This is a genomic window from Rickettsiales endosymbiont of Stachyamoeba lipophora (assembly GCF_003932735.1).
Lineage (GTDB): Bacteria > Pseudomonadota > Alphaproteobacteria > Rickettsiales > 33-17 > RICK01.
The window spans coordinates 478529-501653 of sequence record NZ_CP033611.1; the positions used below are offsets into that span (position 1 = coordinate 478529).

A 23125-nucleotide genomic window follows, 5' to 3' on the forward strand; every position below is an offset into this window, starting at 1 on the left:
CTTCCTTTATTTTGGTAACACCACCTCAACGTTAGCACCCCCGGTAACATTATTACTAAATTTAATAGTTCCAGCGTGATCTTCAACAATTTTTTTAACAATTGCAAGCCCCAAGCCGCTTCCATTAACTTTTGTAGTCATATAAGGTTCGGTAAGTCTATTTATTATTTTAGAATCAAATCCTGATCCATTATCTATAATAGATATTATTATATTAGTATCATTTTCAGTTATTTTAATGTTTATTTTTGGATTTTCAATGCTTTCGCTCATTAAAGCTTCTATAGAATTACGAATAATATTTAAAAACGTTTGATACAGCTGACCCGAATCAGCATTGATAATGATTTCTTTCTTATCAAAGCAACCTTCAATAAATACTTTATCATTTGCTGATTGCTCTGTAAAAATTACATTGCTTAGCACATCTATAATATTTACCGCTTTTAACTTAGCTTCAGGAATACGAGCAAAATTAACAAATTCACTAACCATTTTATTAATATTTTCTACATTAGTACTAATTGTAGAGATATATTTTTGAAAATTATCTTTATCTGATACCTGATCTGAGTATTTTTTACGAAGCCTATCTGCCGCAAGCTTAATTGGCGTTAAAGGATTTTTCATTTCATGAGCGATTCTTCTGGCTACATCTGACCATGCAGCAGCTCGTTGAGCTGCAACCAATTCAGTAATGTCATCAAAAGTAATAACATATCCTCTTAATTTATTTTCTAGTATTTCCGGTATAATTGTTAGTGATAGCATAAGTCTTTTTAATTTTCTTTGGATCTCTAATTCTTGAGATATAGGCTGAGTAACACTACGGCTTCTAATGAATTCACTTATTTCAGGGCTTAATTCATCCATAGTCATCTCAACAAAACAATTATTAATACCCAGAATTAATGCTGCTGCAGGATTAACAAGCTGCACTTTTAAATCTTCATTTAGTGCAATTATTCCTGCTGATACCCCTGTTAAGACCTTTTCATTAAATCTTATCTTCTCATCTAATCGATCATTGGCTACAATCAACTCAGATTGCTGCTTTGCTATCCGTTCAATCATTAAGTTAAAAGTTTGAGAAAGGGTTGCTATCTCATTAGTTTCTTTTTCCTCTTTAGCTCTAATGTTATAATTACCCGAAGCCACTTTTTCTGCAGTTTCAATTAAATTAACAATGGGTGTAGTTAAATTAATTCCAAATATTATTCCATAAAGTATTACGGTAAGTAATATTATAATTAACAAAATACAAAAAATTACAGTAAAGGCTATTCTTAAGGAGGTAAGCTTCTTCATTAATTGTTTATATTCTTTAGCTCCACCTTTAACTTGATTAATATAACTTAAAGCTTTTTCATCAACAAATCTGCCTACTACTACATAACTATCAAAAAAATTTTGCAATTTAATTATTGATCTAACCAAATGGCTTTCTTGACTACTAATTACTACCAGATCTCCGTTAGCAGTAGAAGTTAGGTATTTTTTAGGTATTTCTGCTAAACTTTTAATACTAGCAAGCGATGTATTTCCTACAACCTTACCGTTCTGGAATATCACAATCTCGGAAAGACCCCTAATTTTAGATTGCAATTCAAGATATTCTCTTAAAACTTCTCGATTATTAGCCAAAAGATAAAACTGCCGATCAATATCATTAGCAATAAATAAAATATCTGATCTAATATTTTCCTTATGCTCTGATAAGTATAATTCTGCAACAGCCACCGATTGATCAATTGCGTTTTTGATTCGATCATGAAACCAGGCTTTAACGGTAGTATTGATTATAATAATTGAAAAAATTGAAACTAATACTGTAGGAACCAAGGCTATTAACGTAAAAAGTGTAACTATTTTACGTTGCAACTTAGTGGTACCAAGCTTAACCTTATTCTTTTTTATAATATTACTAAGAGCTCTAACGACTAAAGCTGAGGTAATAGCAAAAAAGACTATATTGCTAATCAAGTAATGAACAATCAAGTTCAAATCACCTTCATGCTTATTATATACTCTAGCAATTGCCCCATAGGTTATACCCACTGAAACAATTGATAACAAAGCAAAAATGGTAATCACAATTCGATGGTCAAACTTAATGCGTTTGAGTATATTAACCAACATAATTTATAAGCTTGCCAATATTTGAAATTTCAACCTCTACTTTATCTCCTGATTTTAAAAACCTAGAAGGATTTTGCTTATAACCTACTCCACTTGGAGTACCTGTAAGAATAATATCACCGGTTTTTAAAGCTAAACTTTCCGATATGACTGCTATTATCTGGGAAATATTAATAACCATTTGATCAGCAGATGCCTCTTGAACAATTTCTTCATTCAGCCTAGTGGTGATAATAAAATCCTGCAAACTATATTGGCTACCAATCAAGACATAAGGCCCAATTGAACCAGAATTATCAAAATTTTTACCCAAAAGCCATTGAGTAGATTTACCCTGATAGTCTCGCACTGTTACATCATTTGCAATCGTAAAACTTGCAATATAATTATGGGCCTCTTCCGCTTTAATATTTTTAGCATGACCTTTGATTACTACCGCCAACTCTCCTTCGTAATCAAATTTAGTAGAGTTATTAGACAATTTTATATCATTATTAGCAGCAACAAAAGAGGTTTGGAATCTAGTAAATACGTTCGGATATTTAGGAAGATCAAAAGCAACTTCTGCAGCATGATCTTGATAATTTAATCCTACGGCAAATATTCGTGCAGCATCTTCAAAAGGCAGTAGAAATTGTGGATTATCTATTTTTTTTAGATCAGACACTGCTATACGGAATAAATGATTAGCATCTTCAAGCAGTTCTTTAAACTGCAAGTCAACACTTGGTAGCTCATAATGTTGGTTGCCATCAAACAAACCAACTTTAGTGAAGTTATTTTCTGTAAATTTAAATATTTTATGCAACTTGAACTTGCTCTTGTTTTAGATTTTCAATTTGATTATGAAAAAACTCAATCACTAGATCTTTAGCTTGATTATGATCATTCAGTAAGTTAATTTTTGCTCTAAATTCTGATGAACCATAAATACCAGCACTATACCAACCCAAGTGCTTTCTAGCTATTTTAATTCCGGCCTCTATTCCATATAATTCCATCATAGCGTCAAAATGCCCAAGAATTAAATCTAATCTATCCGCAAAATCAGGCTCAGGGATAATTTCCCCAGTTTTTAAATAATGGGCAATTTGATTGACAAGCCAAGGTTTTCCATACGCTCCTCTACCAATCATTACCCCGTCCGCCTTAGAATTCTTTAGCGCTGTTACTGCATCATCTATCGACTTAATGTCTCCATTAGCAATAACCGGGATTTTTACGGCCTCTTTAACTTGCGAGATAAAGTTCCAATCTGCAACACCATTATACATTTGACATCTAGTTCTACCATGAATAGTAACCATTTGCATACCTACATCTTCAGCAATCTTGGCAAGTCTAGGCGCATTCAAGCTTGTATTATCCCAACCCATTCTCATTTTAACAGTGACGGGCACTTTTACTGCTTTAGCAGTGGCTTCCATAATTCTTGCGGCTAACATCTCATCACGCATTAACGCAGAACCGGCATTACCTCCTACCACTTTTTTTACAGGACAGCCAAAATTTATATCAATTATCTTTGCTCCCAAATCCTCATTAAGCTTAGCAGCTTCTGCCATCACTTCTGGGTCACATCCCGCAAGCTGTACTGAAGTTTTATAATCATTCTCTGCCCCGCTACATTTTTGCAAAGATTGCCTAGTCTGAATAATCATAGCACGGCTTGCAATCATTTCTGAAACCACAAGGCCTGCTCCAAATTTTTTAACCAATTCTCTAAAAGGCTTATCGGTTACACCGGACATCGGCGCTAAAATTACCGGATCAGATAGTTTAATATTGCCTATTTCTATAGCCATAAAATTAATTTTAAATTATATTGAAAAAGAGTTACCACATCCACATCTAACCTTAGATTGTGGATTTTTAATTTCAAAATTTGCATAAGTTAAAGTTTCCACATAATCTAAAGTCGCCTCATTCATTAGCTCTCCAGATATATTATCTACCACTAACTTTGCACCATTAAACTCAAATATTTTATCTTCTAGCGTATGTTCGGTTGTAAGCTCAAATTTATATTGAAACCCTGAACATCCCCCACCATCAACTGCAATTCTTAACATTACTTTTTCTGGCTGCACTTCAAGCTGTGCTAACTTTACAATTCTAACTGCCGCATTTGCAGTAACATTAATGGTATAATCACTCATATATAGCTATTTATTATTGCGAAAACAAATAATTTAGGGTAATTTTAACACTTCTTGTAAAATAAGCAACAATCAATCATTAAAGTGTTGAAATGCCAGATTATAAATTAAGCCATTTAAAAACAAATTATAATAATTCACAGGGAAGATTATTTGATAGCGCGCCCAGTGAAGATTTCCGCACTTCTTTTCAGCGTGACCGGGATAGAATCATCCACACTGCATCTTTTAGACGGCTAAAACATAAAACTCAAGTTTTTGTAAGCAATGAAGGTGATTTTTATCGCACCAGGCTTACCCACTCTATTGAAGTTTCTCAAATTGCTCGCTCAATTTGTAACGCCTTAGGTTTAGATATTGATTTAGCAGAAGCTATTGCATTAGCGCATGATTTAGGACATCCTCCTTTTGGACATTCTGGGGAAGATGCGTTAAATTTAGTTATGACAAATTATGGCGGATTTGATCACAATGCTCAGACAATCAAAATTTTAACCAAATTAGAAAAAAAATATCCTGATTTTGAAGGATTAAACTTAAGTTGGGAAACCTTAGAAGGCATTGCAAAACATAATGGCCCGTTAATCGGAAAGCTTGCAAATAAGGATAAAAAAGTTCCGGAATATATTTTAGAATATGATAAAAAATATTGTTTAAATTTAGATGAGTTTCCTGCACTTGAGGCGCAAATAGCATCACTTGCAGATGATATAGCTTATTGCTGTCATGATATTGAAGACGGTATTAAAGCCAAGCTATTCACCACTGAGCAAATTTGTGAATTTATTCCAGCCTTACAAGAAATTTATAACAATATTAACCATAAATATCCCGCTTTAGCTGAAGAAATGATGCTGACAATCTTAACACGCGAATTACTGAAAAAGCTAGTATATGATTTAATACAAAATACTTACGGCTTCGCAATCAAAAACCAATTCTCTTCCCCTATAGATGTAAGAAAAGCAGCAACCATGACCGCACAGTTTTCTCAAGAAGCTGAGCAGCTGATTAAATCTATTAAGACCTTTTTAATGAACACTGTGTACAGGCATTTTAGAGTAAACAGAATGTCGAGCAAATCTAAGATGATTGTCAAAGAACTGTTTGAATATTTTATGAATTGCCCTGAATGCATGCCAAATGAGTGGGGACCAAGAGGCCATATTGAAGACTTAAACAAAAGAGCAGAAATAGTAGCAGACTTTATTGCTGGAATGACTGATAATTTTGCTATTAAAGAATATAATTCAATTTTCAACCCAAATGATAAATTACTATCCCTATGAATATTTACAATATACTTAAAATCGAAATTGAAAAAATAAAGATTTTGCTACAAGCAGAACAAAAGCTGACTTTTGATTCAAGCACCCACTTTAGCATTGAAACTCCTAAAGAAAAACTTCAAGGGGATATTTCAACGAACGTGGCTATTGTTTATGCAAAATCTGCCAAAATGTCACCACGAGCACTCGCTGAAGCATTTATAACTGAATTAGAGAAGCTGGATTTTATTGAAAAAGCCGAGATTGCCGGACCAGGTTTCATTAATTTTTTCCTGAAAGCATCTTTATGGTATGAAATACTAGCTGCCATTAACGAGCGAGGCACCTATTATGGAGATTGCACCATTGGCGAAGGGTTAAGTATCAATTTAGAATATGTTTCTGTCAATCCGACAGGGCCTATGCATATAGGCCATGCAAGATGCGCAGCCTATGGAGATTCGTTATCCTTAGTACTAAAAAAAGCAGGATATGATGTCACTAAGGAATATTACATCAACGATGCAGGCAAACAAATTGATGTGTTAGCAGAATCCGCCTATTTACGTTATCTTGAAGCATTAGGGCAACAGATCAACATACCGAGTGGCCTTTATCCCGGAGATTATTTAATCCAAACTGGTAACAATTTAGCCCAAGAATTTGATGATAAACTTAGCACCCTAGATAAAGAAGAGGCTATTAAGATCATACGACCTTTAGTAACAAATCAAATGATGGATTTGATTAAGCATGACCTTGCCAATTTGGGTATTTATCATGATGAATTTATTTCTGAATTAAACGAGGTACGAGAAGAAGGGCTTATCGAAGAAGGAATTGAACTTCTTAAACACAAAGGCCTTATTTATCAAGGCACCTTAGAAAAACCAAAAGGTCATGAAGTTGAAGACTGGGAAGAGCAAGAGCAAATTATATTTAAATCAACACAATTTGGTGATGATCAAGATCGCGTGGTAATTAAACCTGATGGCACTTACACTTATTTCGCAGGTGATATAGGATACGCCTTGCACAAAATAAAGCGAGGTTTTGATAAGTTTCTTTATGTTTTAGGAGCCGATCATGCAGGATATGTTAAGCGCTTAAAAAGTATTGTTCAGGCCTTAAGTGATGGTAAAATTGAGTGTGAGGTAAAGATTTGTCAATTGGTCAATTTTTTACAAAATGGTCAAGAATTAAAGATGTCCAAGCGAGCCGGTAACTATGTGACTGTAGAAGATATCTATAATATGGTGGGTAAAGATGTAATACGTCTTATGATGCTTACTCGTAAAAATGATATATCTCTTAATTTTGATGTAGCAACCGTTAAAGAACAATCCAAAGACAATCCAGTCTTTTATATTCAATATGCTTACGCAAGAATTAGGTCAGTGGGCAGAATGGTTAAACTTGAGCATCCTGATCTTTTTGAAGAATTTGAAGATGGAAAGATTGATTTATCACTTTTAAGCCTGCCACATGAAATAAATTTAATCAAACTCATGGCTTCATGGCCTAAAATTGTAGAAAGTGCAGCCATTCATCATGAACCGCATCGAATAATATTTTATGCTCAAGAACTTGCTTCACAATTTCATGCTTTATGGAATATGGGACGTGAAGATCCTACAATGAGATTTATTGTAAAAAACAATCCCCAACTAACACAAAGCAGACTCTTCTTTACTGAAGCCATTGCAAATATTCTTGCTTCTTCTATGTTATTATGCAACGTCCAACCTATGGAAGAAATGTAGCAAATTATATGAGTATGGAGAATAGAAAAGAACCTAAAATCAATCAAGGTTCCGAAGACTTTGATGAAGATTATTTTGTAGAAAAATCTTCCGGATATAAAAATCTTACTACTCTCTTATTAGTAATTTTTGCTTTAACCGGCTTTGCAGTATTAGGGTGGTATGGTTATAAAATTAATTCTAGCATCAATTCAGCTGAAGAACTTAATATTATAAAGTACGAGAACAAGGCCACCAAAACCTTACCTGATGATCCAGGAGGGATGGTTATTAACGATATGGATAAGTCAGTATATGACAATTTAACCAATACTAGCGAAAATTTACCAAAAATAGAAAAAATTTCACCCTCGACAGAAGAACCTATTGAACATAAAAGAGCAACATTTGAAGAACCAATAAAGCTTGAGATAGAAACCGAATCTCAAGCCAATAGCGATGACTTTCATGCAGAGCAAATAGCAGCTAAAGAACCTCTTAAAAGTGAAACCATTGATATTTATTCACAAATCGAAAATAAACCTAAGAAAAAAGAAGCAAAACTTCGGATCGTTGAGCAACCAGTTGATATCAAAACCGCCACAGCTAAACGCAAAGAAATTAAAGATAGGATTGCCAATGCTAACAAACAACCTAAAGGCTACTATATTCAAATTGCCTCATTAAAAACCAAAGAAGATGCTGAAAAAACATGGTTGAACATTAGCAACAAATACAAATCTATTTTAGGTAACATGGATCACTATATAGTAACCAAAGAAATTCCTACCAAAGGTCTTTTCTATCGCTTGCAAGCAGGACCTATAAGCTCTTCAACTGATGCTCGCTTGCTATGTAGTAAATTAATAAAGCTCAACCAACCATGTATAACCGCTAAAAGGTAACAAAATGAAAAATGTAATTTACGGACTTGCCAGCACACAGTTACTTCATGAAGAAGCAGAATTCATTAAAAAAGCTGATCCTTTTGGTATTATTCTTTTTACTAGAAATATTGAAAGCAAAGAGCAAGTTCAACAATTAATTACCGAACTTAAAGATACTTTAAGCCGTGATATTAACATATTTATTGATCAAGAAGGTGGTAGGGTTGCAAGACTTAAGGCCCCTATGTTTAGAAAATTACCTGCAGCTAAATTTTTTGCTGATCTTTATGCAAAAGATTCTATAGCAGCCATCAATGCCTCTTTTCTTAATCATTATCTAATCGGGCTAGAATTAAAAACCTTTTTAATTAACGGCTGTTTTGCTCCTGTTGCCGACCTTTATTATGATTATACCCATCAAGTTATAGGGGATAGAAGTTTTGGTAATGCAGTTGAGCAAGCTACAAAACTCGCACAAGCAGCTCATGATGGCTTAATTAAAGCTGGAGTTATGGCTTGTATTAAACATCTCCCTGGTCATGGACGCGCTACAGTAGATAGTCATCTTGAATTACCCAGAGTAACCGCAAGCATAGCTGAACTTGAAGCAACTGATTTCAAAGTTTTTAAAGAACTGAAAGCAAATTTTGCTATGACTGCTCACATTATTTATGATGCTTTAGATCCGGAGCATCCTGCTACCACTTCTAAACAATCAATTGAATATATTAAAAACAATCTTTTCAATGGAATAATTGTTAGCGATGATATTGGCATGAAGGCTTTGCAAGGCGATTTTAAGACCATTACAAAACAAGTGATTGATGCAGGAGTAGATATAGTACTGCATTGTAGTGGCAACTTAGAGGAAATGAAGCAGATTGATGAAGCAGCAATTGAGCTTGAATCACAAATTAGCCAGGCTCTAACCGTAGAAGCAGATAATAATCTTGATTATCAAACAGCTTTAAATCAATATACAAAAATAATTGAACCATTTTTATCAGAAATTCATTATGCATAATAAGCTTACGAAACCTCACGCTATCATTTTTGACTGGGATAATACTCTAGCAGATACCTGGATTATTATTCATCAAGCGCTTAATAATACTTTTAATACTTTTAATCTTCCGGAATGGTCATTAGAAGAAACTAAAGAAAGAGTGGCCCTCTCAATGAGAGATGCCTTCCCTAAATTATTTGGAGAAAATGTAATAAAGGCTCGAGAAATTTATTATCAAAGCTATTTAGAACATTCAAAAAATTTATACCAATTATTTGCGCATGCTCGCGAAATGCTAGAATTTGCTAAAAACAAAAACATTTTATTAGCTGTAGTCAGTAATAAAAATGGTCCTATTTTACGCAAAGAAGTCGCAGCATTAAACTTAAATCAATATTTCCATAACATTATCGGTTCAATGGATGCTGAATTTGATAAACCCTATCCTCATCCAGTATATAAAGCATTAGAACTGAGCGATATTACTGCCGGGGAACATGTATGGTTTATTGGAGATACTATTGTAGATATGGAATGCGCCCATCGCGCTAACTTAACTCCAATATATTACGGTGTTATTAATGATCCAAGCGTGCTGGCACCTTTTAATCCTCAAGCTAGTATCAAATCTCATCAAGAATTAATTAAATTGATTGATAGTGCTTACTAAAGAAATTATTTTACCACTTAATTTTGACCATGGTTTTGATTATCTAGAGAATGATTTTGCTCTACAATTAGGGGATTTAGTTCAAGTTAACTTCAAAGGCAATGAAGTTATTGGCGTAGTAAAACACAATGGCCAATCTAACCTTCCAGCTAGCAAGCTTAAACCTGTAATTCAAAAGTTAGGATTATTACTAAGCCCGACTCTTATAAAGTTTCTAGACCAAGTAAGTAATTACAATCTAGCGCCAATCGGGGAAGCTTATAGAATGGCAATAGGGCAGATTAACAACAAAGCTATTAACCTATGTAATGAACTACCTATAGTTGAATATAATCCAAACCTACCACCACTACGTTATGAACAGCAACAAGTATATGAAGCTATTATTAATTCCAAGCATTCAGCACATTTACTACATGGCGTTACCGGAGCAGGTAAAACTGAAGTATATTTTTGGCTTATTAACTATCATTTAAAACAACATCAACAAGTTTTACTGCTAATGCCGGAAATAGCCTTAACTACTCAGATCGTCAAAAGATTTGCAGAGCGTTTTGGAACTTATCCTACCACCTGGCATTCAAGCATGACTCCTAAGCAAAAGCAAATAGCTTTAAGCCAAATTATCAGTGGTAAAACTAAAGTTATTATAGGAGCAAGAAGCAGCTTATTTTTACCTTTTAAAAATTTAGGGTTGATTATTGTTGATGAAGAACATGACCAATCATATAAGCAAGATGATATTGTTTGTTACCATGGTAGAAATATGGCAGTTTTGCGAGGACATATTGAACAAATCAAAGTTGTGTTAGGCTCAGCAACCCCTTCCATTGAGTCTATTGTTAATAGCAACTCCGGCAAATATTTATATCATAAAATCACTGCTAATTTTGGTACCCAATCACCAACTGAAATATCAGCTATTGATTTAACTAAAAACAAATTAAAGTCAGGTGAGTTTATCAGCTCCATCCTCGCCCAGGCCATTAGAGAAAATTATAATCAAAAAAATCAAACACTCCTATTTCTTAATCGCAGAGGATATGCTCCTTTATTAATTTGCAATTCTTGTGGATTTAGAGTGGCCTGCCCAGACTGTACCAGTTGGCTAGTTACCCATCATAAGCTTAATAAGTTAGTGTGCCATCACTGCGGTTTCAATAAAGCTCTTATTAATAATTGTCAAAATTGTGGCGACCAGAATAGCTTAGTAGCATGCGGTCCTGGAGTAGAAAGAATTGAGCAAGAGGTAAAGCAAAAATTTCCCGAAGCCAATATCTGTAATATTAACACTGACAGCGTAACTACGCCTAAGCAAGTTGAACAATTATTTCATGCTATCATGAATAATGAGTATGATATTATCATTGGCACCCAAATGATTGGTAAAGGCCTAGATTTTCCTAAGCTAACTTTAGTAGGCGTAATAGATGCCGATTTAGGGGTAGGCGGAGACCTAAGAGCTAGCGAACGGACATTCCAAATTATTAACCAAGTACTTGGCCGAGCTGGGCGCCATTTACCTGGCAAAGCTCTGATCCAGACTTACAACATTACTAATTCGGTAATTCAAGCAATTCTTACTAATCAATCCGATAAGTTTATTGAGAGCGAAATTAACTCACGTCATACTAATTCAATGCCACCTTTTGCTAGGATGGCCGCTATTGTCATCTCAAGTTTAAATGAGGAAGCTTTAAAAAAATTTGCTCAAGAAATGAGCAACAAAGCGCCTTATGTTAAAGATATCACAGTATTTGGCCCTGCTCCTGCAATATTATATAAAATTAAAAACAGATTTAGAATAAGATTTCTAGTTCAAGCTTCTGTTAAAACTAATATTCAAAACTATCTTAAAGCCTGGTTGCAAAATCTAACTAAACCTGCAAATATTAGACTTAAAGTTGATATTGACCCATATAGTTTTGTATAATGCCTATTTTATTAAGCAATAATATTTTAAATACTCTTATTCTACCGGTAATTTTAAGCCTTATTATTACCGCCTTTAATAGCAAAGCCAGCAAAATTACATTTTTAATTGCTTTACTAATAAATTTTTTAGCACCCGAGTTAAGTAAGCCTAGCAATTTTGATGCTAGCTTTATTAATTTGTATTTATTTACTTCTCACCTGTTTATTATTAAAAGCTGCATTCTGATCTTAGCTCTTTCAACTATTTTTAATTTTTATTCTCTGAACAAATTTCAGCTAATTTTTAGGCATTTACTATTGCTTGGCACTTTACTCGGATGCTATGCTAATAACTGGCTAATAATGTTATTAGCTATTGAAATTTTAACTATCACTACCTGTTTACAATTCTTTACAACTAGAGGCCTTTATAGCTTAGAATATTTTATTAAATATTTAGCAATTTGTATCTTTTCCAGCTCCTTAATTCTTACAGGTATAAGCTATGATAATTTGTGGCTGATAGAATTTAATACACATATCTTTAATCATAATTTGCTGACCTTATTTGGTATTTTAATTCATTTAGGAATCCTACCTATAACCTTAACTATAACCTCTTATAACTATACCAACTTTGATGCCAGAACCCTACTGCCTCTCTTTATTTCTAAGCTGTTATTGTTAATTATTGTAACGCAGTTTAATCCTTCTGGGATTTTACTATTTTTAGGCATTGCCACTTTAATCTATGCGTTAGTAATACTACTTTTTTCAAAGAATTTATACAAAACTGCGATTGGGTTTATTTTGGTGGATATTGGTTTTACTATTGCCAGCTTTAGTCTCAGTTTGGTTACTCCAATTATTTTTACCATTCTTATAGCAGCCAAATTGCCTTTCATATACCTACTTTTAGAGCATATTCGACTATTAAATCAGCAAAATATTAATAATTTTTCTGATCTTAAACAGCAAGTAAACTTACGTGGATTTAAACCTTACAAAACAAACCTATTTATTGCTTGCGCTCTTAATACCTCAGTACCTATATTTGCTGATGGATTATTAAAACAAAGAATTTTTGAATCGGCTCCTGATTATTTTAAAGTGATTATAATTATTACTAACCTTGCTTGTATTATTGGTATTTTTTATAAATTCATTATCATTAACCAACCAAAAAATAATAACCCCTCAACTTTTACTCCCCCATTTTCATTGAAATTATTAGGGTTTATTACTACTATTGTAATATTGAGTAATGCGTTATTAAGTATATTTACATTCAAAAAAATAGCCCTAAATTTGGTTGAATTCAATTACCTTGCTAAGTATTTCAGCTTATTATTATTGTCTTTTGTAATTTACAAAATATTAAATTTCTTTTCGTTATTTAAGAAGAACTTTGATTACGAAATAGATTCTATTTACCTAGCACCTCTTAAAATACTTTTTAAGCAACTTAACTATATATCTATAATTAAAACTCAATTTACCTTTAATACAGCTAATGTTTTCAGACTCAATACAAGTTCGAATTTAACAATATTATTAACAATCTTTTCAATTGGAATTTTATACATCCTAAAGATTTAACAAAGGTTATTATCATAATCATTTCTTTTCAAAAATTTATAATTCACTTGACAATCACACATTTAGACTCGAATATTTACAACAAATGTGCAGGTTCATAGGTAGCTTGCTCTGGATATTTTAATGGTATTTTACATATGAAAAAAGTTCTAGCTGCAGGAATGGTTGGCAATGCTCTTGAGTGGTATGATTTCGCATTATATGGTCATTTTGTCTTTATTATTAGCCAACTTTTCTTTCCTAGTGACAATCATTTAGTTTCATTAGTCATGACTTTTGGTGGATTTGCCGCAGGCTTCATCATGCGCCCTCTGGGTGCCGTTGTTTTTGGGCATATCGGTGACCAATTTGGTAGGCGTACAGCTTTAGCTGCTGCAATTTTAACTATGGCTATACCTACGGCGTGTATTGGATTACTGCCAACTTATCATGAAATCGGCATAGCTGCTCCTATTTGTCTTATCATAATTAGATTATTACAAGGATTATCACTTGGCGGTGAATTTAGTGGTTCTATTGCTTTTATAGTAGAACATGCTCCTAATAATCGACGAGGTCTTGCTGGAAGTGCAGCAATGTTCAGTATGAATGTTGGAATTCTCCTTGGCTCTCTTGCAGCTGCAATATGTAACAATACCTTTACTACCGAAGCTTTATATAGTTGGGGATGGCGGATACCTTTTATAATCGGTCTGGCAATTGGGCTTGTAGGCCTTTATGTTCGCTCAGGTTTACATGAAAGCCCTAAATATGAACAAGCAAAAAAACTTGGACATATTTCTAAAACTCCAACCAGAGAACTTTTCAAAGGCTATCGTCATGAACTTTTTTCAGGCATTGTGGTTTATCTAACTGTCACTATCCCATTTTTTACCTTTGTGATGTTCATGAACACTTACATGTCCAAAATTGTTGGCAAATCTCCTGCTGAAGCCAGCTTAATCAATACTATTAGCATGATTATTGCTACTTCTTTCATTCCGGTATTCGGCTATCTTTCCGATATTTTTGGTAGAAAAGTTATCACTCGTCTAGGGGCTGGGCTTTTTATTCTTCTTACCTATCCTTTATTTATCATGCTTAACCAACCTGGTTTTTTACTACCTTTAATTGGTCAAACAATTTTTGGAATATTGGTTTCATTATATATGTCTCCTGTACCTGCAATTTTAGTGGAGCTTTTCCCAACCAGCGTAAGATATTCAGGAGTAGCTTTATCCTATAATATTTCAGCAGCAGGATTTGGCGGTACGGCACCAATGGTTGCAACCTTTTTAATCAATCATACCGGTAATAATTACGCTATTGCTTTTTATATAATTTTCTTTGCTATGATTTCGTTTGCGTGGATTGGGCAAATGAGTGAACGTAGTAAGCTAGCTCTTGCATAATTTATGAAAAAAACTAATATCGATTTAAAATTTAAATTGATATTAGTATGAAGAACAATACATCATCTCAAGACCGAGTAAAATTAGAAGCCCCAGAGGACACCAATAAAGTTTTACTTCATAGCTGTTGCGCCCCATGCTCAGGAGAGCTGATGGAAGCAATGGTAGAGTCTGGTATACAATTCTCTATCTTTTTTTATAATCCCAATATTCATCCTAAAAAAGAATATGAAATTCGTAAAAACGAGAATATACGCTTTGCCGAAAAAATGGGAATTGAATTTATAGATGCAGATTATGATGTACAAAATTGGTTTTCACGCGCTAAAGGTATGGAATTCGAGCCTGAACGCGGCATAAGATGCACCATGTGCTTTGATATGCGCTTTGAGAGAACTGCTCTTTATGCCCATGAACATGGATTTAAAGTTATTACTAGCAGCTTAGGTCTTTCCAGATGGAAAAACATGGAACAGATTAATGATTGTGGGGTTAGAGCCGCTTCCCATTATCCTGAAATAACCTACTGGACTTACAATTGGCGCAAAAATGGCGGCAGTGAACGTATGTATCAAATAGCAAAAAGAGAAAGTTTTTATAAACAAGAATATTGTGGATGTATTTATTCTTTACGAGATACCAATGACTGGCGCAAAAAAAATGATAGAGAAGAAATTCAAATCGGACAAGAATTTTACGAAGATTAATACTCCCCATATATTTTGCGCCTTTTTGTTCATGATATTAAGGAATTCTTTTAAGAATGATGCTTTGTAAGCCTTGTTGATCAAGTATATTACTCACTCTTAAAGATCATACGATTAAGACTGCCGATAACCTTGATAATAACAAAAGTAAGCTATCATAAAGTATATGCCATGAGTAAATATATTGGCTATCAATAATTAACCATAAGCCAATTTTAATTAGTTATTAGCTTATTATGTTACTGCCAATCAAGCTTATAATCATAATGCTTTGATTGAGCAAATTGATTGGATTGCAACAACTTATCTCGGTTCACCCAAATAAAACAGTAAAATCTTTCGACCTTACAATCGACCATATTTCAAAGAACGCTATCTTGTTGAGTACTTTTTCACTACAATCAAGCTCTTTAACCAAATTTTTTTAAGGGTAGATCAAGGCTTCTTTCTTTGCTACCTTTTTGGCGTTTACCTCTGTCATTATTTAGCTGAAATAGATACGCACAATCTAGATTTTTAAGCCTCTAGCTTTTCATTCTTTCTATTGAATGTATAACATGCTTAGCCCTCAGAGAGGTAATAATATTATTAAGATGCGTGGTACCTTTAACCGATAAGTCTAACATTAATTCAAAAAAATCTGTTGAACGATTGGTAATTCTTAAATTAGTAATATTTGCCATATCTTTAGCAATTGTATTGGTAAGTATTGCCAATGCTCCCGGTTCATTAAGTAATATTGCTTTTACTCTTGCCACATATCCTTCATTAAGGCCTGCTTCTTTTTCCCATGAAACATCAAGCCATCTTTCCGGAGTATGTGCATAGCTTTCTAGCATTTCGCAATCTACTACATGTAGGGTCACTCCTTTTCCTGTATTCACAATACCTACAATTTTATCTCCTGGAATGGGATGACAGCAACCTGCATAATGTAATGCCATACCAGGAATTAAGCCTCTAATAACTATATTGTTATCTAATTGTGTTTTAGCTGATCGTTTGAGGTTCTTCCAAAAAGATAGCTTTTCTTTAACTTTTTTAAGAGTACTGGTATGTGGAGCAATTGCTTTAATCAGTTCTTTTTTAGTAATGCTCCCTTCGCCTACCCCAATAAACAAATCTTCTACAGTTTTTCGTTTAAATACTTCTAAAGCGGAAGCTAAGTTTTTATGAGTTAATTGGTTATTATCAATTTTTAATACCTTAGACGCAATGGCTCTCCCTAAGCTCAAATATTCATCTCTTTGCTTGTTTTTAACAAATCTCCTAATTTCAGATCTAGCTTTCGCAGTAACCACAAATTTCTCCCAAGAAGGAGATGGGAGATGATTTTTATTAGCAATAATTTCTACTTGATCACCATTATTTAAAATAGTTGAAAGTGGCGCTATTTTACCATTAATTTTAGCACCCGCACAGCTGTTACCTATATTTGAATGAACCGCATAGGCAAAATCAATAGTGCACGAACCTTTAGGCAATGCAATAAGCTGGCCCATAGGAGTAAAGCAAAAAACCTGATCATAATACATCTGCATTTTAGTAGATTCTAATACTTCATCCGATTCAGTAGAATTTTGAAGTATGTTCAGCAATTCTCTTATCCATCTAAATTGCTTTCCTTCAGTTTTAAGAGTATGTCCTTCCTGTTTATAAAGCCAATGCGCTGCCACTCCTAACTCTGCTATCTCATGCATTTCTTTACTTCTTATTTGAATCTCAATCTTATGCATAGTAGGACCAATAACGATGGTATGAATAGATCGATAGCCATTTTCTTTCGGCGTGCTAATATAATCTTTAAATTCTCCAGGAATCATTTGGTAACAAGCATGGATAATACCTAATGCCTGATAGCAAGCAGCAATATCTTCAACAATTATTCTAAAAGCCATAATGTCTGATAATTGCTCAAAATTAACATTTTTCTTTTGCATTTTAAGCCAAATAGAACAAGGTGTTTTTTCTCTTCCCGCTATCTCCGCCTTAATATGATTTTTTTTAGTTAATTCTTGTAATTCTTGAACAATTTTCTCAGATAAAGGTCTATCATTTTCTTTTAGAAAACTAAGCCTACCCATTATTGATTCTCTTACATCGGGATGCAACTCAGTAAATGCTATATCTTGCAACTCAGTCTTAACTTTATGTGCCCCTATCCTTTCTGCAAGTGGCGCAAATATTTCTAAAGTTTCTTTAGCAATCCGCTTTCTTTTTTCAAGTGATTTTATATGATGTAGAGTACGCATGTTGTGCACTCTATCCGCAAGTTTTACTAAGAGCACTCTTATGTCTTCTGACATAGCAACTAGTAACTTTCTTAGATTCTCTGCTTGTCTAACATTTTCTGATTGATATTCAATTTTAGTTAACTTGGTTACACCATCTACCAGCTTGGCAATATTATCACCAAATTCTCTTTTTAAACTTTCTAAAGTTACTTGGGTATCTTCGATAGTATCATGCAAAAGAGCAGTTAAAACTGAAGCATGATCAAGTCGCATTTCGGCAATAATTTTTGCAACCGCAAAAGGATGAGAATAATAAGGTTCACCTGAATCTCTAAGTTGGACTCCGTGATGAATAATAGTAAACTCACAGGCTTTTCTTAATTCATCTTCTTTAATATCTTTAACAGTTAGTTTAACTTCATTTACCAGCCGATCAATTTCGTTTAAATGCTGTTCACTAATCATAAAATTTTACAGCGCCTTGATTGTAATTAAAAAATTTTTATTACTAAAATTATAAACTTTAAATATTTTTAAGGCTATTTATTTTTTTAAGTTATTTTTCTCGAAAAGCATGTCTTAACGAATTAGTAATAGGGCTTAAAAAGTATTCTAAAAATGTATGCTCACCAGTTACTATAAATACTTCAGCCATCATGCCAGGAAGAATAGTTTTACCTATCTTTTTTACTTCGTTATAATCAATTATAGCTCTAACAAGGTAATATCCTTGTCCTGTACGTTCATCCATTTGCTTATCTGCCGATACATATACCACCTTGCCACTTATTCTAGGTGTAAATCTTGCTTTAAAAGCGGTTACCATTATCTTGGCAGGCTGCCCTACTGCTACCACATCTATATCTTGTGGGTTTAAGCGCGCTTCTACAATAAGTTCATTATCAGTGGGCACTATTTCAGCAAGAGTTGCTCCAGATGGTACTACTCCATCAATAGTATGAAATTTGGCATTGGTTACGATTCCAGTTACGGGTGCTATAATTTTTGTTCTAGTCTCAATATCTTGAGCTGCATCCAGCTCTTCTTTTAAGGAAGCAATATGATTTTGAGTTTCTTTTAATTCCGTTGACAATTCACGCTTACGGTTATGACTAAGCTGTTCTATTTTTAGTTTTGTCTCATTAATTGATTCTTTAGCTTTATTGATATTCGCTTCAATTTCCGCAATTCTTCCATTAAGCTCAGCCTCATTCTTCATCAATGCAAGCAATCTAGGTTTTTGTACTAGCTTTTTAGCAAAAAGTTCTTTCACACTAACCAACTCTTCTTTAACTAACTTTAGTTGTTCTTTAGAGGCCTTTGATTGGGATAACAAACCTTCAATATGCTCATGAGCTAAAGAAATTTGTTTATCAAGTAAGTCTAATTGTCCCTTGAATGTTTGGAGATTAAAATCAAACAATTTTTTTTCTGCTTGGTAAATACGCTGTATTTCTTCATCATTAGCAGAATTTAACAATTCTTGAGGAATAGCAAAGTCGGTTTTTTCCTCTCTCTCGGCTATAATACGCTCTTCCGTAATTTTTTTGCCTATATATTGATTATACACCATCTGTAATTTAGCTTTAGCCTGTGTTTTAGATAACTCATATAACACCTGCCCTTTTTCTACTATATCACCTTCATGAACCAAAATTTTACTTATTGTTCCACCGTGCAAGTGCTGTACCAATTGGCGATTCTCACTAGGAACTATAGTACCATGTGCTATTACTGCGCTATCAATAGGTGCAAAACCACCCCAAACTAAGTAAAATAATACAAAACACCAAAGCAATGTACTACCAAATCTTACACCAGGTTGAATTTTTTGCTTTAGTCTTTTAACTTGGGGATCTTCTTCCTGTATTAACGCCATTAACTAACTCTGTTGTGATAATTGTTTAATAATTTTATTTCGTTCATCAAAAGCTAATATTTGGCCGTCTCTCACTATCATAATTTTATCAACCACATCTAAAATTGAGGGCCTATGTGAAATAATCATAGTAGTTATTTTTTCTTCTTTGATTTTAGAGATAGCTCTAAATAAAGCTTCTTCGCCAGATTTATCTAAATTGGCATTAGGTTCATCTAATACAATTAATTTAGGGGTGCCATAAAATGCGCGTGCTAATGCCACACGTTGCTTTTGCCCACCAGATAAAGACGTTCCCTCTATCCCAATTATGGTATCATAGCCATCCGGTAATTTGATAATCATATCGTGCACTTCTGCTATTTGTGCTGCTTTAATTACCAATTCGTCATCAATCTTTTTACTCATACGAGCAATATTTTCTTTAATAGTACCATTAAACAACTCAATATCTTGAGGAAGATACCCAATATAAGCTCCTAGCCCATAACCACTATCTGCATGTTGCCATTTATGCAAATCAATGCCATCAATGTTTATTTCTCCATGAGCCGCCTTCCATACTCCTACTAAAATTCGTGCTAAAGTAGATTTACCTGCGGCACTATCACCAATAATTCCTACCACTTCACCTGGGTTTACAGTAAAATTAATATTTTTAAGCACTTGCCTAGTAGTATTAGGATGAACATAAAAAAGGTTATTAACTTCTATTTTACCCTTAGGTTCAGGAAATTTAGTTTTTAATGATGAATATGGATTAAATTCCACAAAATTTTGTAGCTTTTGATAAGCTTTTCTGGAGATTATTACATTATTCCATGAAGCCACAATAGATTCAAAAGGAGCAAGAGCTCTACCCACCAAAATTGAACTTGCTATCATACCACCACTAGTCAACTCACCTTTTACTACAAGCAACCCACCAACACCGGTAACAGAGATTTGAATAATAAAGCGCATAAATTTGGTAATATTGCTAAAATATTGAGATTTATGTTGTGCATAGCTTTTCAGTTCATTGCCTTTATGGTTGCCTTTATGCCAAAAATTATACAAATCTTCCATCATACCCATGGCTACCACCACTTCAGAATTTCGGGCCACAATATCCATTTGCTGCATGTTTTTAATAAATCTTTCGTTAGCTTGCTCAAAATATTTTTTAGTAGAACGTTCAGAGTAAATAGCCAGCCCGATTAATATGCCCGCGCCCAAAACTGCAAGCCAACCATTTATAGGATGAATAACAAAGAGAATTACTATAAAAATAATCGCCCAAGGAGCATCAATTAAATTAGGCAAACTTAAACCAGTAATAAAGCTTTTAACATTTTCCAACTCCCTAAACAGCTGGGAGGGAAGATTGCTTTTATTATTTACCGTTAAATATACTGATCTTGTAAATATTTGCTTATTTAGCTGTTCATCAAGCCACGAAGCCATGCCCTGCATAATTAAGCTTCTGGCAAAGTTGATCATCACCATCAGCATAATACTGCCTACCACTACTAGAGTAAGCATTAATAAGGTATCAGTACTACCACTTGAAATTACTCTATCTAACACTTGCAACGAATAAATAGACATGGCGAGCATCAACAAATTGTAAACAAATCCATACAGTACACAATAAACAAAAGAAACCTTCAGCTTACGCACTAGATTATCTAGTAAGTTATCAGGATTCTTATTAGATTTGATTTTGTTAAAAATTATGCTAAACATCTTTCTAATTTATAATTTAAGTACCAATCTATAAACTTTTGCATTCCTTCTTCAATTGAAGTTTTAGGAGCATATCCAATTAAAGCTTTTGCCTTAGTTATATCAGCGCACGTGATATTTACATCGCCTAATGCTTGCGTCTGATATTCTATAATAGCTTTTGTCTTTAAATTTTGTTCAATCAATTCAACTAAATAGTTAACAGAGACAGGGTAATTATTACCAATATTTAATAATTGATACCTCACTTGCTCACTAGGTGTCAAATTAATTACTTGTATTATAGCATAGATTACATCTTGAATGTAAGTGAAATCTCTTTTTTGGCTTCCATTGCCAAATACTTCTATAGGCCTACCGTTATAAATTTTATCGGTGAAACTAAAAAATGCCATATCTGGCCTTCCCCACTCCCCATAAACTGTGAAAAATCTTAGTCCGGTAATAGGTAAGTTATACATTGATGAGAATGAATAAGATAAATGCTCCCCTGCCAGCTTTGTTGCAGCATATACTGAAGTAGGCTCCATGGTTATATCTTTCTCTTGAAAAGGAATTTTATAATTATTACCATATACCGAGCTAGAACTCGCATAAATAAAATGTTTAAGTGTGCCTTTAATTTTGCAAGCGTATTCAAGCATTATTAAATGCGCATCGATATTACATTTTATATATATACTAGGGTTAATAGCAGAATACCTAACCCCTGTTTGGGCAGCCAAGTGAATGATATATTCAATTTTATAGTTATCTAAAATCTCATAAAGCTGCTTCTTGTTACACAAATCCACTTTGTAAAAAACAAATTTAGGATGCGTTAGCAATCTATTTAATCGTGCTTGTTTAAGAGAATACGGCAACTGCTCAGAAATATAATCAATTCCTATAACTGATTGATTATTTGCAAGAAGAGTTTCGACCAAGTGAAAACCAATAAAACCTGCACAACCAGTAACCAAATACATTAAAATTTTTCTTAATTAATTAAACATATCTTCAATTGTATACATTTTATGTGATTTATCAATCAACCATTCAGCAGCTTTAATGGCACCCTCAACATAAATTTTACGAGTAAATGCGTGGTGGCTTATACGAATTTCTTCATTATTGCCTATAAATCTAATTTCTTGTTCACCAAAATTATTGCCACCACGTATTGAACTTATACCCACCGTACCTTGCGTTCTCGGTTCGTAGCCTAAATAACGCTGTGAAGTAACAATATCACTATCCTTAAATCCTAATGCTTGAGCAATATTTAATGAAGTCCCTGAAGGGGCATCCTTTTTAAGATTATGATGAGTTTCTATTATTTCCACATCAAACTCTAATCCAAAATAGCTTTTCATTTCCTGTGCTGCTTTTTTTAATAAAATAATGCCTAAGGAGAAGTTGGCAGCTAGCATTATCGGAGCATGTTGGGTATATTTTCTTATTTCTGTTAATGCTTCAACATTAAAACCCGTAGTACCAATTACTATGGGTAGTGGCTTGTCCTTTAATTTGGTTATCAATTCCAAAGTAGCATACATACAACTAAAATCGATTATTACATCTGCATCAGCTAAATAGTCATCTACTTTATCATCATAAATGATGGATGAATTATATACCTGCTCTCCTTTTAAAACACTACGTTGGCTAACAATAGCGCCAACTAATTCATGCTCCTCTTGATTAAGTAAATATTCACAAATCAAAGTACCCACTTTACCACCAGCACCAAACACAATAATTTTCATTTTGACCTTCTTAATATTTTAAAAATTCTTTGTTTTATTAAAACTAATTCAAAC

The 23125-nt window shown here is 33.6% G+C and carries 18 protein-coding genes; 9 read left to right on the forward strand and 9 right to left on the reverse strand.

The window, feature by feature from the left end; all coding sequences use genetic code 11:
- Window positions 1-6: 6 nt before the first annotated feature.
- From EF513_RS02100 to EF513_RS02115, 4 genes are read right to left on the reverse strand one after another with little or no spacing between them, the layout of a single operon-like run.
- Window positions 7-2139 (reverse strand): sensor histidine kinase NtrY-like, encoded by a 2133-nt coding sequence (locus EF513_RS02100; protein WP_125215764.1) that lies wholly within the window; start codon window positions 2137-2139, stop codon window positions 7-9.
- Window positions 2129-2947: a fumarylacetoacetate hydrolase family protein gene (locus EF513_RS02105; RefSeq protein WP_125215765.1), complete on the reverse strand. Its 819-nt coding sequence runs from the start codon at window positions 2945-2947 to the stop codon at window positions 2129-2131. Before EF513_RS02105 ends, EF513_RS02100 begins: the two co-directional genes overlap by 11 nt.
- Window positions 2940-3944, reverse strand: coding sequence for a tRNA dihydrouridine synthase DusB (dusB, locus tag EF513_RS02110; RefSeq protein ID WP_125215766.1), 1005 nt, complete (start codon window positions 3942-3944; stop codon window positions 2940-2942). The genes EF513_RS02105 and dusB overlap by 8 nt, the downstream gene beginning before the upstream one ends.
- A 15-nt stretch (window positions 3945-3959) precedes the next feature.
- Complete coding sequence (locus EF513_RS02115; protein WP_125215767.1) at window positions 3960-4298, reverse strand: HesB/IscA family protein; 339 nt, start codon at window positions 4296-4298, stop codon at window positions 3960-3962.
- 92 nt (window positions 4299-4390) lie between these two features.
- On the opposite strand from EF513_RS02115, the gene EF513_RS02120 reads away from it, so the two are divergent.
- The 9 genes from EF513_RS02120 (at window position 4391) to EF513_RS02160 (ending at window position 15482) form a co-directional block, all read left to right on the forward strand.
- Window positions 4391-5587, forward strand: a complete 1197-nt coding sequence (locus EF513_RS02120) for a deoxyguanosinetriphosphate triphosphohydrolase (protein ID WP_125215768.1) — start codon at window positions 4391-4393, stop codon at window positions 5585-5587.
- Window positions 5584-7329 (forward strand): arginine--tRNA ligase, encoded by a 1746-nt coding sequence (argS, locus tag EF513_RS02125; protein WP_125215769.1) that lies wholly within the window; start codon window positions 5584-5586, stop codon window positions 7327-7329. The genes EF513_RS02120 and argS overlap by 4 nt, the downstream gene beginning before the upstream one ends.
- Window positions 7299-8213 carry an SPOR domain-containing protein gene (locus tag EF513_RS02130; RefSeq protein ID WP_125215770.1) on the forward strand — a complete coding sequence of 305 codons (915 nt, stop codon included), beginning with the start codon at window positions 7299-7301 and terminating at the stop codon, window positions 8211-8213. Before argS ends, EF513_RS02130 begins: the two co-directional genes overlap by 31 nt.
- 4 nt (window positions 8214-8217) lie before the next feature.
- Entirely contained in the window at window positions 8218-9219 is a 1002-nt protein-coding gene (gene nagZ, locus EF513_RS02135) for a beta-N-acetylhexosaminidase (RefSeq protein WP_125215771.1), read from the forward strand.
- The gene (locus EF513_RS02140; RefSeq protein WP_125215772.1) at window positions 9212-9871 is read left to right on the forward strand and encodes an HAD family hydrolase; all 660 of its coding nucleotides are present in this window, start codon (window positions 9212-9214) and stop codon (window positions 9869-9871) included. The genes nagZ and EF513_RS02140 overlap by 8 nt, the downstream gene beginning before the upstream one ends.
- Entirely contained in the window at window positions 9861-11804 is a 1944-nt protein-coding gene (gene priA, locus EF513_RS02145) for a replication restart helicase PriA (RefSeq protein ID WP_125215773.1), read from the forward strand. The genes EF513_RS02140 and priA overlap by 11 nt, the downstream gene beginning before the upstream one ends.
- Window positions 11804-13384: a hypothetical protein gene (locus EF513_RS02150; protein ID WP_125215774.1), complete on the forward strand. Its 1581-nt coding sequence runs from the start codon at window positions 11804-11806 to the stop codon at window positions 13382-13384. Before priA ends, EF513_RS02150 begins: the two co-directional genes overlap by 1 nt.
- Window positions 13385-13521: 137 nt before the next feature.
- Window positions 13522-14775: an MFS transporter gene (locus tag EF513_RS02155; protein ID WP_125215775.1), complete on the forward strand. Its 1254-nt coding sequence runs from the start codon at window positions 13522-13524 to the stop codon at window positions 14773-14775.
- 47 nt (window positions 14776-14822) lie between these two features.
- The gene (locus EF513_RS02160) at window positions 14823-15482 is read left to right on the forward strand and encodes an epoxyqueuosine reductase QueH (RefSeq protein WP_125215776.1); all 660 of its coding nucleotides are present in this window, start codon (window positions 14823-14825) and stop codon (window positions 15480-15482) included.
- A gap of 524 nt (window positions 15483-16006) precedes the next feature.
- Here the strand turns inward: EF513_RS02160 and EF513_RS02165 are convergent.
- From EF513_RS02165 to dapB, 5 genes are all read right to left on the reverse strand, one after another.
- Window positions 16007-18181, reverse strand: a complete 2175-nt coding sequence (locus EF513_RS02165; RefSeq protein ID WP_125215777.1) for a RelA/SpoT family protein — start codon at window positions 18179-18181, stop codon at window positions 16007-16009.
- A 91-nt stretch (window positions 18182-18272) separates the two neighbouring features.
- Window positions 18273-19595, reverse strand: a complete 1323-nt coding sequence (locus EF513_RS02170) for an HlyD family type I secretion periplasmic adaptor subunit (protein WP_125215778.1) — start codon at window positions 19593-19595, stop codon at window positions 18273-18275.
- Window positions 19596-19598: 3 nt separating this feature from the next.
- A complete protein-coding gene (locus EF513_RS02175) occupies window positions 19599-21323 on the reverse strand; it encodes a type I secretion system permease/ATPase (RefSeq protein WP_125215779.1) in 1725 nt (574 codons plus the stop codon).
- Window positions 21311-22291 carry a GDP-mannose 4,6-dehydratase gene (locus tag EF513_RS02180; RefSeq protein ID WP_206425208.1) on the reverse strand — a complete coding sequence of 327 codons (981 nt, stop codon included), beginning with the start codon at window positions 22289-22291 and terminating at the stop codon, window positions 21311-21313. The genes EF513_RS02175 and EF513_RS02180 overlap by 13 nt, the downstream gene beginning before the upstream one ends.
- 15 nt (window positions 22292-22306) lie before the next feature.
- Window positions 22307-23071 carry a 4-hydroxy-tetrahydrodipicolinate reductase gene (dapB, locus tag EF513_RS02185; protein WP_125215781.1) on the reverse strand — a complete coding sequence of 255 codons (765 nt, stop codon included), beginning with the start codon at window positions 23069-23071 and terminating at the stop codon, window positions 22307-22309.
- Between the last annotated feature and the right edge of the window lie 54 nt (window positions 23072-23125).